Origin of the sequence: Pseudoduganella sp. LjRoot289, assembly GCF_964252925.1 — a bacterium.
GTDB lineage: Bacteria > Pseudomonadota > Gammaproteobacteria > Burkholderiales > Burkholderiaceae_D > Rugamonas.
Genome location: NZ_CAXUPN020000001.1, coordinates 5,010,990 through 5,025,154, shown reverse-complemented (window position 1 = coordinate 5,025,154; position 14,165 = coordinate 5,010,990). Strand labels below are relative to the sequence as shown.

Below are 14,165 nucleotides of genomic sequence, written 5' to 3'. Positions count from 1 at the left end.
GCCTGCCATCGCCGTAACGGCCGCCGCTGAGCCCCATGCACGTGCCGACGCGCGCTTCGCCGCAGAGCCTTATGGGGCAGCCGGCGCAGCATTGAGCAGCGCATGCGCTGCCCCACAAACGGGGCTTAACGGTTACAAAACGATGGATGCCATCGGCCGGAGGCTCGCGTCATGAATGTGTTGCTCGAACCGCCGATTCGCCAGGAATTCGAATACGCTGCCGCGCCAGCGGCACCGGCCACCGTCACGCGTCCGCTGCCGCTTGCGCAGCGCGCGTGGCAGCAGGACTGGCTGCGCAAGAGCGTGATGCTGCTGGCGCTGGCCGTCATTTGGGAAACCGTCGCGCGCTGGCAGAACAACGACCTGCTGCTGCCCACCTTCCTGCAGACCGCGCATGCCTTCGTCTCCGGTATCGCCAGCGGCGAGCTGCTGGAGCGCGTGCGGATATCGCTGGGCGTCCTGCTGCAAGGCTACGTGTTGGGCGTGCTGTCCGCCTTCGTGCTGACCGCCTTGGCCGTCACGACCCGTCTTGGGCGCGACCTGCTGGAAACGCTGGTCGCCATGTTCAACCCCTTGCCCGCGATTGCGCTGTTGCCGCTGGCGTTGCTGTGGTTCGGGCTGGGAAGTGGCAGCCTGCTGTTTGTTATCGTGCACGCGGTGCTGTGGCCGCTGGCGCTGGGCGCCTATGCAGGTTTCCAGGGCGTCCCCGAAACGCTGCGCATGGCCGGCCGCAACTACGGCCTGCGCGGCTTGCCGCTAGTGGTGCACATCCTCGTCCCGGCTGCATTGCCCGCGATCGTCTCCGGCCTGAAGATAGGCTGGGCTTTCGCCTGGCGCACGCTGATTGCTGCGGAGCTGGTGTTCGGCGTCTCGTCGGGAAAAGGTGGGTTGGGCTGGTATATCTTCCAGAACCGCAACGAGCTCTACACCGACAAAGTCTTCGCCGGCCTCGCCGCCGTGATCCTGATTGGCCTGCTGGTCGACAGCCTCGTGTTCCGCACCCTGGAACGTCTCACCATCCGCCGCTGGGGCATGCAGCGCTGAAGGAATTACGTCAGCACGCAGATGCCGTTACGTTTGATCTCAGCGTGCATGGCATCCGGCGCCAGATCCAGATCGCCTGGCCAAGTAATGACGCCATCAACGATGGTGACTTGGCCGAACTTGGCCTTGTCGCTTAAGTGCGTGAATACGCCGCGAAAAGCAGAAGGCATGAACTGGACCGCGCCCTCAACGCCGTCATTGAAGCGTACCCAAAGCGAATAGTTATCCTGCTGTTGGACTTCGATTACGTCCCAGTGCATTTTTACTCCAAAGGCGGTATGGGTTTCGGGCTCTGCAGCGCTTGGCATAGCTGCCAGTTTTCCAACAATTCAGTCTTATGTAGCTTAGCCCAATCGAGTACGATCCTCAAGGCGCGCTGTGGCAGGTAGCCATCGTGCACGGTCAACTGCTGGATGTCGATCACTGCTTTGAATTCGCCATATTTGACGTGGAAATGGGGTGGCAGATGATCACGAAAAAACATCTGGATAAGCATCCCATAAAAGCAGCTAATTGTCGGCATAGATTCCCCTCGGCAAGCATGTGCTGAGATGGTAGTAGCGGGGCTCGTACAATGAATTGCGCTGTGTCATGCTCGACGCAAAAAATGGTTAAGATGGGTGTCTCGCCATTTCACGAAAGCCATCCCATGCGTCATGCCTGTGCTTTGCTGCTCGCCCTCGGATTCACCACCGCGTCCTGCGCCGCCGATGCTGCGTCGGCATCCGACGTGGCGCTGCGGCATGCGAAGGCCTTGCTGGACAAAGTGCCGCTGGTCGATGGCCATAACGACTTGCCGTGGACCATACGCGAGTCGAAAGAGCATCCGATGGATGTCGACGCCTACGACCTGCGCAAGCCGAACGAGCAGCAGACCGACCTGGCGCGCCTGAAGGAGGGCCGCGTGTCGGTCCAGTTCTGGAGCGTATTCGTGCCGGGCGAGTTGAAGCAGGGCTGGGCACGCACGCAGCTTGAACAGATCGACCTGGCCAGGCGCATGATCGCGCGCTATCCCGAGCGCCTGGTGCTGGCCACCCGCAGCGCCGACATCGCCAAGGCGCGCAAGGCCGGCAAGATCGCCAGCTTCCTCGGCATGGAGGGCGGCCATGTACTGGAGAACAGCCTGGGCGCGCTGCGCGCCTATTACGACCTCGGCGCCCGCTACATGGCGCTGACCCACAACGTGACCCTGGACTGGGCCGACGCCGCCCTCGACCAGCCGCGCAACGGCGGCCTGTCGGCCTTCGGCAAGAACGTGGTGCGCGAGATGAACCGCCTCGGCATGCTGGTGGACCTGAGCCATGCCAGCCCGGACACGATGCGCCAGGCGCTCGACACCAGCGAGGCGCCGGTGATCTTTTCGCATTCCAGCGCCCGCGCACTGGTGGACCATCCGCGCAACGTGCCGGACGACGTGCTGGCCCGCATGGCGGCCAACGGCGGCGTGGTGATGGTGACCTTCGTGCCCAGCTTCGTCTCGACCGAGAACATGCACTGGCGCGAAGGCCTCACCGCCCGCACCAAATCCATGGAGCGCGGCAGCCCCGCCTACAAGGTGGTGGAGGCGGCCTACATCAAGGAGACCGGCCCGGCGCCGAAAGCCACGCTGCAGCAGGTGGCTGACCATATCGACCATGTTGCCAAAACGGCAGGCGTGGACCACGTCGGCATCGCCGCCGATTTCGACGGCGGCGCCACCACCGAGGGCTTGCAGGACGTCTCCACCTACCCGGCGCTGTTCGCCGAACTGATTAAACGCGGCTGGAAGGACGCCGACCTGGCCAAGCTGGCCGGCGGCAACCTGATCCGCACCCTGGCCCGCGCCGAACAGGTCGCCGCGCGGCTGCAGAAGGAGCGTCCACCGCTCCTGGCCGCGGCCGTGCACAAATAGTGATCGTTCGGGGTGGTTTGATTCTTGCTAGTAAAGCTGCATTGATTTAGAGCACCCAAGATGGCACCCAAGCGACCCAACGCGCCTGCACCGCGCAACCTACGTATCGTCGTCGTCCACACCGAGCCGCAGCCTTTGCGCGCCTCGGAGGCCGACGAGGCGGCCCTGCGCGCCCACGCGCTGAACGCCGGCCTGCTGGAAGCGGGCTACGAGATCGTCGCTTCGCTGCCGGCCGACATGCACCTGCCCGAGCAGATCGCATTGCTGCAGCCGGACATGATCATCATCGACGCCGAATCGGACGCGCGCGATGTGCTCGAGCACATCGTCGTCGCCACCCGCGACGAGCGCCGCCCCATCGTGCTGTTTACCGAGGACGACGCCCCATCGAGCATGGAGGCGGCGATGGCGGCCGGGGTATCGGCCTACATCGTGGCCGGCCTGCAGGCCGAGCGCATCAAACCGGTGCTCAATGTGGCGCTGGCGCGCTTCAAGCAGGAGCAGAAACTGCTCGCCGAACTGGACGACACGCGCCACAAGCTGGCCGAGCGCAAGGTGGTCGACCGCGCCAAGGGCCTGCTGATGACGCGCCACGGCATGTCCGAGGACGCGGCCTATCAAAAGCTGCGCACCATGGCCATGAACAAGAACCTGAAGATCGCCGAGATCGCCCAGCGCATCCTGGACGTGGAAGATTTGTTAGGGTGATCTTGGTGCGACGCACCAAAGTAGTGCATTTTTAAAGAGGAAGAGGGCTATGACGAAGCATGCCGCACCGGAAAAGCAGATAGTCAGGATCGGGTTCAACCCGCTGACCGACTGCGCCTCCATCGTTATGGCCGCGGTGTTGGGCTTTGACGAGAAATACGGCATCAAGATCGTGCCGAGCAAGGAATCATCATGGGCCGGGGTGCGCGACAAGCTGCTCAGCGGTGAACTGGACGCCGCGCACACGCTGTACGGCATGGTGTACGGCACCCAGCTGGGCATAGGCTGGCAGAAGCGCGACATGGCCATCCTGATGAATTTGAACCGCAACGGCCAGGCCATCACGCTGTCGCGCCGCCTGGCCGAGCAGGGCGCGGTCGACGGCGCCACGCTGGCCGCGCTGATGAAGAGCGAGCCGCGCACCTACACGTTCGCCCAGACCTTCCCGACCGGCACCCACGCCATGTGGCTGTACTACTGGATGGCGGCGCACGGCATCGACCCGATGCGCGACGCGCGCGTGATCACGGTGCCGCCGGCGCAGATGGTGTCCAATCTGGGCGCCGGCCATATGGACGGCTTCTGCGCGGGCGAGCCCTGGGGCCACCGCGCGGTGATGGACGGCATCGGCGTCACCGCCGCCACCAGCCAGCAGATCTGGCCCGAGCACCCCGAAAAGGTGCTGGCCACGGCGGGCGACTTCGCGCGCAGCCACCCGAACACCTGCCGCGCCATGATCGCCGCCGTGCTCGACGCCAGCCGCTGGATCGACGCCTCGCCGGCCAACCGCATGGCCATGGCCGAGGTCATCTCCGCCGTGCCCTATGTGAACACCAGCAAGGACGTGATCAGCCAGCGCATCCTCGGCCACTACGAGGACGGCATGGGGCGGCGCTGGGAAGACACGCATCCGCTGCGCTTCCATCACGAGGGGGCGGTGAACTTCCCCTACCTGTCGGATGGCATGTGGTTCATGACCCAGCAACGGCGCTGGGGCCTGATCAAGTCCGATCCCGACTACCTGGCCGTGGCCAGCGCGGTCCACCAGATAAAGCTATACCGCGAAGCAGCGGAAATGACGGAGACCCCCTTGCCGCAAGGCGTCCTGCGCAGTTCAACGCTGATGGACGGCAAAGAATGGAATGGCAGCGACCCGGAACGCTATGCGGCGTCCTTCAGCATCAGGCAATAGCACATACTCAAGAGGGTGCAGATGGCAAACTATGGAGGGGCCGCCTTGGCCCAAAAGAAGGAAGCGCCCGCCTTGTCGGGCGAAGTGTTCGGCGCCTTGATCAACCTGTCCGGCGGCCGCCGGTTCACCTCGCAACGGCTGGTGCTGTACGCGGTGCTGGCGGGCCAGGGCCAGGAGGGCGCGGCGGCTGTCGCGCGCGAGGCGCTGGCGCTGTTCCGCGGCGCGCACCAGACGCTGGTGCACGGTAGCGATACCCTGCCCGGCATCTTCTGCCGCGAGCTGGAGGACGTGTATTTCGGCCGCGTCGGCGCCGAGCGGCAGTTCTGCGACTTCATGGACCTGGCCGAACGCACGCTGGCGGCGTCCGAGCGGGAAGCAAGAGTGGACAGCCCGCTGCTGGCGCAGCTTGTCGAAATGACTACCCCTGTGCTGGCGCTGCTGAACCAGATCACCGCCATCTACCAGGACCAGTCGAAGAAGCACGCGCTGCTGATGAAAAAGCAACTGCACGGCGTCATCACGGAAATCGAAACCATCGCCAAGCAGGCCAAGATGGTGTCCTTCAACGCCCGCATCGTGGCCGCGCGCGCCGGCTTCGCGGGGCGCGAGTTCGCGGTGGTGGCGGGCGTGCTATCCAACATCACCGGCGAGATCGACGACATGGTGAAGACGGCGCTGACCGCCGCCAACGCCTGAAATTTGTCCTGGTGCACGCACGCGACCAAAAGCGTGCAGCTTTTTGCACCAAAGAGTAGCGCTGTTGCACCGCAATATGCCACGCCGGCACCCGGCGTGGCCTCTTCCTCCCCGCTTTTCCGCTGTTCTCCCCGCTGTTCTCCCTCTTGCCGCCACCTGGCACGGCGCTTGCATAGGTTAAGGTACGGATCAATGGCGATCCCTCAAACAAATGCGCTGGTCTAATGATGGACTGGCAGGACAACGGCGTCCGCCCAGCTTGAATTAGATCAAGGCTGCGCGGACGCTTTTTTGTTTTCTAGACGGGAAAAAAAATGGCCAGCAAAGCTACCAGCATCAAGCTCTTCACCATCTCCACGCCGCCGATGCGTGCCTTCCACCTGACCTGGATGGCGTTCTTCGTCTGCTTCTTTGCGTGGTTCGCCTGCGCCCCGCTGATGCCGGTGATTAAAGGCGAATTCGGTCTGACGATGGCGCAAATCGCCAACATCAACATTGCCGCCGTTGCCATCACCATCATCGTGCGCCTGGTCATCGGCCCGATGTGCGACCACTACGGCCCGCGCAAGACCTACACCGGCTTGCTGCTGCTTGGCGCCATTCCCGTGCTGGGCGTGGCCGCATCGCAGAGCTACGAAAGCTTTTTATTTTTCCGTTTGCTGATCGGCGCGGTCGGTGCCAGCTTCGTCATCACCCAGTACCACACCTCGGTGATGTTCGCCCCCAACGTCGTCGGCACCGCCAACGCGGCAGCTGCCGGCTGGGGTAATTCCGGCGGCGGCGTCGCCCAAGGCCTGATGCCGCTGCTGATGGGCGCGATGGTGATGGCCGGCGTCGGCGAGAAATACGGCTGGCGCGCCGCCCTGGTGGTGCCAGGCGTGCTGATGCTCATCATGTCCGTGGTCTACTACAAATTCACGCAAGACTGCCCGCAAGGCAACTACAGCGAACTGCGCGCAGCCGGCATCGCCATCGAAGGCGGCAAAAAAGGCGGCTGGGAAAGCTTCAAGCTGGCCGCCGGCAACTACCGCGTATGGCTGCTGTTCGTCACCTACGGCGCCTGCTTCGGCGTCGAGATCTTCATCCACAACATCGCAGCCGTCTATTACGTCGACCACTTCAAGCTGTCGCTGCCGCAGGCCGGCATGGCCGCCGCCAGTTTCGGCCTGCTGGCGCTGTTTGCCCGCGCCCTGGGCGGCTGGGTCTCGGACAAGGCAGCCATCCGCGGCAGCCTGAACAGCCGCGTCACGCTGCTGTTCATCATGATGATCGGCGAAGGCGTCGGCCTGCTGTGGTTCGCCAACGCCGACAGCGTGATGTTCGCCGTGATCGCCATGCTGGTGTTCGGCCTGTTCACCCACATGGCTTGCGGCGCGACCTACGCACTGGTGCCTTTCGTCGACAAGCGCGCCCTGGGCGGCGTGGCCGGCATCATCGGCGCGGGCGGCAACGTCGGCGCGGTGGCGGCGGGCTTCCTGATGAAGGGCGTGGGCGATGTGCAGCACACCCTGAGCATCCTCGGCGTGCTGGTAGCCGCCTCGGCGCTGTGCGCCATCGCAGCGCGCTTCAGCGCCGCCGCGGAAAAAGAATCCTCGCTGGCCGCCGCCGCGTAAGCACGAACAGAATATTAGGAGCAAAGCAATGAACATCATCGTCATCGGCCACGGCATGGTCGGCCACAAATTCCTCGAGAGCCTGGCCACCTACGGCAACGGCGTCAAACTGAACGTGACCATCCTGTGCGAAGAGCCGCGTCCGGCCTACGACCGCGTGCACCTGTCCGAGTTCTTCGCCGGAAAATCGGCGCAGGACCTGTCGCTGGTGAAGGACGGCTTCTTCGACCGCGACGACATGGTGCTGCGCCTGAATGCGCGCGCCACCGTCATCGACCCGGCCGCGAAAACCGTCACCACCAACGGCGGCGATGTGCTCAGCTATGACAAACTGGTGATCGCCACCGGCTCCTTCCCCTTCGTGCCGCCGCTGCCGGGCAAGGACCGCAAGGACTGCTTCGTCTACCGCACCATCGAAGACCTGGAAGCCATGCTCGAATGCGGCCAGCGCTCCAAGACCGGCGTGGTCATCGGCGGCGGCCTGCTCGGCCTGGAATGCGCCAAGGCCCTGCGCGACATGAACCTGGAAACCCACGTGGTCGAGTTCTCGCCGCGCCTGATGGCGGTGCAGGTCGACGACGGCGGCGCGCGCGTTTTGCGCAGCAAGATCGAAGCGCTGGGCGTGACCGTGCACACCGGTAAGAACACCACCGCCATCGTGGACGGCGTGGACGGTACCCACCGCATGGAATTCTTCGACGGCAGCCACCTCGACGCCGACATGATCGTGTTCTCGGCCGGTATCCGCCCGCGCGACATGCTGGCCAAGGAATGCGGCCTGGAACTGGGCGCGCGCGGCGGCATCGCCATCGACAACAATTGCCTGACCTCGGACAGCGACATCTACGCCATCGGCGAATGCGCGGCCTGGGGCGGCATGGTCTACGGCCTGGTGGCGCCCGGCTATGAAATGGCGCGCGTGGCCGCCAAGCACATGCTGGGCGACGCGGCAGAGTTCAACGGCGCCGACATGAGCACCAAGCTGAAACTGATGGGCGTGGACGTGGCCTCCATCGGCGACCCGCACGGCAAGGAAGAGGGCAGCACCTCCTACCAGTTCATGGACGAGCGCAAGCAGGTCTACAAGAAGATCGTGGTGTCGAGCTGCGGCCGCTACCTGCTGGGCGGCGTGATGGTGGGCGACGCCAGCGAATACGGCACCCTGCTGCAAATGATGCTGAACAAGATCGAACTGCCGGAATCGCCGGAGTTCCTGATCCTGCCGCAGTCCGACGGCAAGGCCAAGGTCGGCCTGGGCGTGGACGCGCTGCCGGACGGTGCCCAGATCTGCTCCTGCAACGACGTGTCCAAGGGCGCGATCTGCGCGGCCGTGGCCGACGGCGCCACCAGCATCGGCGCGCTGAAGACCTGCACCAAGGCCGGCACGGCCTGCGGCGGCTGCGTGCCGCTGGTGACGCAGGTGATGAAGGCCGAAATGAAGAAGCTGGGCATGGACGTCAACAACCATGTCTGCGAACACTTCGCCTACTCGCGCCAGGAGCTGTACCACCTGATCCGCGTCGGCAATATCCGCACCTTCGACGCGCTGCTGGCGCAGCACGGCAAGGGCCTGGGCTGCGACGTGTGCAAACCGCTGGCTGCCAGCATCCTGGCCTCCTGCTGGAACGACTTCGTGCTAAAGAAGGAACACGCCAGCCTGCAGGACACCAACGACTACTTCCTGGGCAATATCCAGAAGGACGGCACGTATTCCGTGGTGCCGCGCATGGCCGGCGGCGAAGTCACGGCGGACGGCTTGATCGCCGTCGGCACCGTGGCCAAGAAATACGGCCTGTACACCAAGATCACCGGCGGCCAGCGGGTCGACCTGTTCGGCGCGCGCGTCGAGCAGCTGCCGCTGATCTGGGAAGAACTGATCAACGCCGGCTTTGAAACCGGCCATGCCTACGGCAAGTCGCTGCGTACCGTGAAGTCCTGCGTCGGCTCGACCTGGTGCCGCTACGGCGTGGACGACAGCGTCGGCCTGGCGATCGAACTGGAAAACCGCTACAAGGGCCTGCGCACGCCGCACAAGATCAAGTTCGGCGTGTCCGGCTGCACCCGCGAGTGCGCCGAGGCGCAGGGCAAGGACGTCGGCATCATCGCCACCGAAAAGGGCTGGAACCTGTACGTGTGCGGCAACGGCGGCATGAAGCCGCGCCACGCCGAACTGATCGCGTCGGACCTGGACAAGGCCACCCTGATCCAGTACATCGACCGCTTCCTGATGTTCTACACCCGCACCGCCGACCGCCTGCAGCGCACCAGCACCTGGCGCGACAACTTGGAAGGCGGCCTGGATTACCTGAAGCAGGTCGTCATCGACGACAAGCTGAACATCGCCGCCGAGCTGGAAGCCGAGATGCAGAGCGTGGTCGACACCTATGAGTGCGAGTGGAAGGTTGCCGTCACCGATCCGGAAACGCGCGCCCGCTTCCGCCACTTCGTCAACAGCGAGCAGACCGACCCGAACGTGATCTTCATGGAAGAACGCGGCCAGATCCGTCCCGCCACGCTGGAAGAGCGCAAAGGCGTCGTCATCCCGATCAAAGTAGCTTGAGCTTAGGAGAACACCATGCACCGTGATACCCATACCGACCGCTGGACCGCCATCTGCGCGCTGGAAGAAATCGTACCGAACACCGGCGTGTGCGCGCTGCTCGACGGCGAGCACGTGGCCGTGTTCCGCGTGAACGACGGCGAACAGCGCGTGTTCGCCATCCACAACTTCGACCCGAACTCGCAGGCGTCCGTGCTCTCGCGCGGCCTGGTGGGCAGCCTGGGCGAGCGCATCGTTGTCGCCTCGCCGATCTACAAGCACCACTTCGACCTGCAGACCGGCGAATGCCTGGAAGCGCCGGAGCACTCGGTGGCCACCTATCCCGCCCGCATCGACGGCGGCAAAGTCTGGGTCGGAGCCTGAGATGGACACCAAGCGTCCGGCGCTCGTCGTCATCGGCAACGGCATGGCGGGCATGCGCACCGTCGAGGAGCTGCAAAAGCTCGCGCCCGAGCTGTACGACATTACCGTGTTCGGCGCCGAGCCGTACGGTAACTACAACCGCATCCTGCTCTCGCCGGTCCTGGCCGGCGAGAAGACGGTGGACGACATCATGCTGCACACGCGCGAGTGGTACGAGAGCAACGGCATCACGCTGCACGCGGGCGACCCGGTGGTGCATATCGACCGCCGCAAGCGCGTCGTGCGCGCGCAGTCCGGCAAGGAAGTGCATTACGACCGCCTGCTGCTGGCCACCGGCTCCAAGCCCTTCATCATTCCCGTCCCCGGCCACCAGCTGCCCGGCGTGATCGCCTTCCGCGACATCCAGGACGTGGAAACGATGCTCGAAGCATCGCGCAACCACACGCACGCGGTGGTGATCGGCGGCGGCCTGCTCGGCCTGGAAGCGGCCAACGGCCTGCTGCGCCAGGGCATGCAGGTGACGGTGGTGCACGTGACCGACGCGCTGATGAACCAGCAGCTCGACAAGCCGGCCGCGCAGCTGCTGCAGAAGGCGCTGGAAGGCAAGGGCCTGAACTTCATGCTCAGCGCGCAGACCGCCGAAATCGTCGGCCCGGACCGCGTGACGGCAGTGCGCTTCAAGGACGGCGTCGAAATCCCGGCCGACCTGGTGGTGATGACCGCCGGCGTGCGTCCCAACATCGAGCTGGCCAAGTCGGCCGGCCTGCACTGCGACCGCGCCATCGTCGTCGACGACACGCTGCAAACCTACGATCCGCGCGTCTACGCTGTGGGCGAATGCGTGCAGCACCGCAGCGCCACTTTCGGCCTGGTGGCGCCTATCTGGGAGCAAGCCCGCGTGTGCGGCGCGCACCTGGCCGGCGCCGGCCACCGCCGCTACGTGCAGCAGACTTCCCCGACGCGCCTGAAGGTGACCGGCGTGGACCTGTACTCGGTGGGCGACTTCATCGGCGGCGAAGGCAGCGAAGACCTGGTGCTGCGCGACGCGCGGCGCGGCGTCTACAAGCGCCTGGTGCTCAAGGGCGGCTGCGTGGTCGGCGCGGTCCTGTACGGCGACGTGCAGGACGGTCCCTGGTACTATGAGCTGATCCAGAACCGCACCGACATCACCGCGATGCGCCAGCACTTGCTGTTCGGCCAAGCCCTGTGCGCCGCCTAAAAACTGCTGGGGTCAGGCCTGCATTCGTGCATTTCGCTTCGCGAAATGCACGAATGCAGGCCTGACCCCAGGATTGGAAACTATCATGAACCTGTCCCAAGATAATCTGTCGGTATCCACCACTTGCGCGTATTGCGGCGTCGGCTGCGGCGTGAAGGCCACGCCGCAGGCCGACGGCACGGTGACCGTCGCCGGCGACGCGTCGCATCCGGCCAACCTGGGCAAGCTGTGCGTCAAGGGTTCCGCGCTGGGCGAGACGGTGGGCCTGGAAGGCCGTTTGCTGTATCCGCAAGTGCGCGACGAGCGCGGCTCGGATGCGCTGCGCCGCGTGTCCTGGGACGAGGCGCTGGACAAGGTGGCGGACAAATGGAAGGCTGTCATCGCCGAGCACGGCCCGGACGCGGTGGCGCTGTACGTGTCCGGCCAGCTGCTCACGGAAGATTACTACGTTGCCAACAAGCTGATGAAGGGCTACGTCGGCAGCGCCAACATCGACACCAATTCGCGCCTGTGCATGTCGTCCGCCGTGGCCGGCCACAAGCGCGCCTTCGGCGAGGACCTGGTTCCGGTCTGCTACGAGGACCTGGAACTGGCCGACATGATCGTGCTGGTCGGCTCCAACATGGCCTGGTGCCACCCCATCCTGTTCCAGCGCATCGCGCGCGAACGCGAGAAGCGCCCCAACCTGAAACTGGTGGTGATCGACCCGCGCCGCACCGCCACCTGCGAACTGGCCGACCTGCACTTGCCCGTCAAGCCGGGCACCGACGTATGGCTGTTCAACGGCCTGCTCAGCTACCTGTCGCGCATCGGCGCGGTCGATCCCGACTACGTGGCCGCGCACACCAGCGGCCTGGATGCCGCCTTGGCCGCCGCTGAAGTCGATTGCGCCGACCCGGCCGCCGTCGCCAAGGCCTGCAAGGTCAGCCTGGCCGCGCTGATGGAGTTCTACGAATCGTTCGCCGGCACCGCCAAGGTCATCACCGCCTTCTCGATGGGCGTGAACCAGTCCTCGGCCGGCACCGACAAGGCCAACAGCATCATCAACTGCCACCTGATCGGCGGGCGCATCGGCAAGCCGGGCGCCGGCCCGTTCTCGATCACCGGCCAGCCGAACGCCATGGGCGGACGCGAAGTGGGCGGCCTGGCCAACATGCTGGCCTCGCACATGGACATCGACAACGACGCGCACCGCGACGCGGTGCAGACCTTCTGGGATTCGCCGGGCATGGCCGACAAGCCCGGCCTGAAAGCGGTCGACCTGTTCGAAGCCATCGAAGCGGGCCGCGTGAAGGCGGTGTGGATCATGGCCACCAACCCGGTGGTTAGCCTGCCGAACGCCGACCAGATCAAGCGCGCGCTGCAAAAATGCGAGCTGGTGGTGGCCTCCGACATCATCCAGGACACCGACACCAACGCCTACGCCGACGTGCTGCTGCCGGCCCTGGGCTGGGGCGAGAAGGACGGCACCGTCACCAATTCCGAGCGCCGCATCTCGCGCCAGCGGCCCTTCCTGCCGGCGCCGGGCGAAGCGCGCGGCGACTGGTGGATCGTGTCCCGGTTCGCGCAGCGCATGGGTTACGGCGGCTTCGACTTCAACGGCGTGCACGAGGTGTTCGACGAGCACGCGCGCCTGAGCGCCTGGCGCAACAGCGCCGACGACCTGCCGCGCATATTCAACATCGCCGGCCTGGCAAGCATGGACCGTAGCGCTTTCGACACCATGGCGCCGGTGCAGTGGCCGGTGCTGCAGCACGTCGCCGTCGCCGGCGGCACCGCGCGCCTGTTCGAGGACGGCCACTACGCCTACCCGGACGGGAAGGCGCGCTTCATCGCCACCGTGCCGCGCCTGCCGGTGCACGCCGTGGACGAAGACTATCCGCTGTCGCTGAACACCGGCCGCGTGCGCGACCAGTGGCACACGATGACGCGCACCGGCCGCTCGGCCAAGCTGGCCGACCACGTACCGGAATCTTTCATCGACATGCACCCGCAGGACGCCTTGCTGCACGGCGTGCGCGAAGGCGAACTGGCGCGCGTGAGCAGCCAGTGGGGCTCGATGGTGGCGCGCGTGCAGCACGGCGGCGGCATCGCGCGCGGCGGCGTCTTCATTCCCATCCACTGGAGCGGCCAGACCTCGTCCGACGCGCGCGTCGGCGGCGTGGTCAACCCGGTGGTCGACCCGGTCTCGGGCGAACCCGAATTCAAGCACACGCCGGTGCGCATCGAGCAGTTCCGCGTCAGCTGGCACGCCTTCATCCTGAGCCGCGCCGAGCTGGATCTGGACAGCGTGGCGCACTGGACCCGCATCCAGGGCCGCGACTTCGCGCGCTACGAACTGGCCGGCCGCAATGCCATCGCCGATTTCAGCGAGTGGGCGCGCGAGCTGCTGGGCGTGCAGGACCCGGATGCGGACTGGCTGGAATACGCCGACCGCACCGAAGGCATGTACCGCGCCGTGCACGTGGTGGACGACCGCATCGAGCAGTGCATCTTCCTGTCGCCGCGCCTGGACCTGCCGGCGCGCAGCTGGCTGGCCGGCATGTTCGCGGAAGAGGTGCTGGCAGACGCGGACCGCGCCAGTCTGCTGATCGGCCGCCCGCTGAAGAAGGGCGTCGACGTCGGCCCGACCGTGTGTTCATGCTTCGGCGTCGGCCGCAACACCATCTGCTCGGCGATACGCGAGCAGGACCTGAAGTCGGTGCCGGAAGTGACTGCCTGCGTGAAAGCCGGCGGCAACTGCGGCTCCTGCGTGCCCGAGCTGAAAAAGCTGCTAGCCGAGACGCGGCTGGAGATGGTGGCCGACGCGCCGGCGTGAATAGTACGGAACCTCGAAGAACTCTGAATTGTGCCATTCCGCATCGCGGACCGCCGCGCAG

General features: G+C 65.4%; 12 protein-coding genes. 10 read left to right on the top strand and 2 right to left on the bottom strand.

The window, feature by feature from the left end:
• Positions 1-171 precede the first annotated feature (171 nt).
• Positions 172-1,044 (top strand): ABC transporter permease, encoded by an 873-nt coding sequence (locus tag ACSQ8Y_RS21525; RefSeq protein ID WP_436268463.1) that lies wholly within the window; start codon positions 172-174, stop codon positions 1,042-1,044.
• A 5-nt stretch (positions 1,045-1,049) separates the two neighbouring features.
• Here ACSQ8Y_RS21525 and ACSQ8Y_RS21520 read toward each other — a convergent pair whose 3' ends face one another.
• Both ACSQ8Y_RS21520 and ACSQ8Y_RS21515 read right to left on the bottom strand, forming a co-directional pair.
• Complete coding sequence (locus ACSQ8Y_RS21520; protein ID WP_436268462.1) at positions 1,050-1,304, bottom strand: DUF2442 domain-containing protein; 255 nt, start codon at positions 1,302-1,304, stop codon at positions 1,050-1,052.
• A gap of 2 nt (positions 1,305-1,306) precedes the next feature.
• On the bottom strand, positions 1,307-1,567 hold the full coding sequence (locus ACSQ8Y_RS21515) for a DUF4160 domain-containing protein (protein ID WP_436268461.1): 261 nt from the start codon (positions 1,565-1,567) through the stop codon (positions 1,307-1,309).
• 126 nt (positions 1,568-1,693) lie between these two features.
• Here ACSQ8Y_RS21515 and ACSQ8Y_RS21510 point away from each other — a divergent pair, with 126 nt between their 5' ends.
• The 9 genes from ACSQ8Y_RS21510 to ACSQ8Y_RS21470 all read left to right on the top strand — a co-directional run bounded on the left by ACSQ8Y_RS21510 (position 1,694) and on the right by ACSQ8Y_RS21470 (position 14,104).
• Complete coding sequence (locus tag ACSQ8Y_RS21510; RefSeq protein WP_436268460.1) at positions 1,694-2,935, top strand: dipeptidase; 1,242 nt, start codon at positions 1,694-1,696, stop codon at positions 2,933-2,935.
• A gap of 60 nt (positions 2,936-2,995) precedes the next feature.
• Entirely contained in the window at positions 2,996-3,643 is a 648-nt protein-coding gene (locus ACSQ8Y_RS21505) for an ANTAR domain-containing response regulator (protein ID WP_436268459.1), read from the top strand.
• 49 nt (positions 3,644-3,692) lie between these two features.
• Entirely contained in the window at positions 3,693-4,835 is a 1,143-nt protein-coding gene (locus tag ACSQ8Y_RS21500) for a CmpA/NrtA family ABC transporter substrate-binding protein (RefSeq protein WP_436268458.1), read from the top strand.
• A gap of 21 nt (positions 4,836-4,856) precedes the next feature.
• A complete protein-coding gene (locus tag ACSQ8Y_RS21495; RefSeq protein ID WP_436268457.1) occupies positions 4,857-5,531 on the top strand; it encodes a methyl-accepting chemotaxis protein in 675 nt (224 codons plus the stop codon).
• A gap of 314 nt (positions 5,532-5,845) precedes the next feature.
• Complete coding sequence (locus tag ACSQ8Y_RS21490) at positions 5,846-7,144, top strand: MFS transporter (RefSeq protein WP_436268456.1); 1,299 nt, start codon at positions 5,846-5,848, stop codon at positions 7,142-7,144.
• Between the two features lie 28 nt (positions 7,145-7,172).
• Positions 7,173-9,704, top strand: coding sequence for a nitrite reductase large subunit NirB (gene nirB / locus ACSQ8Y_RS21485; protein WP_436268455.1), 2,532 nt, complete (start codon positions 7,173-7,175; stop codon positions 9,702-9,704).
• Positions 9,705-9,719: 15 nt separating this feature from the next.
• Positions 9,720-10,067 carry a nitrite reductase small subunit NirD gene (gene nirD, locus ACSQ8Y_RS21480; protein WP_436268454.1) on the top strand — a complete coding sequence of 116 codons (348 nt, stop codon included), beginning with the start codon at positions 9,720-9,722 and terminating at the stop codon, positions 10,065-10,067.
• A gap of 1 nt (position 10,068) precedes the next feature.
• Positions 10,069-11,286, top strand: coding sequence for an NAD(P)/FAD-dependent oxidoreductase (locus ACSQ8Y_RS21475; protein ID WP_436268453.1), 1,218 nt, complete (start codon positions 10,069-10,071; stop codon positions 11,284-11,286).
• 85 nt (positions 11,287-11,371) lie between these two features.
• Positions 11,372-14,104 carry a molybdopterin-dependent oxidoreductase gene (locus tag ACSQ8Y_RS21470; RefSeq protein ID WP_436268452.1) on the top strand — a complete coding sequence of 911 codons (2,733 nt, stop codon included), beginning with the start codon at positions 11,372-11,374 and terminating at the stop codon, positions 14,102-14,104.
• The last annotated feature ends 61 nt before the right edge of the window (positions 14,105-14,165 follow it).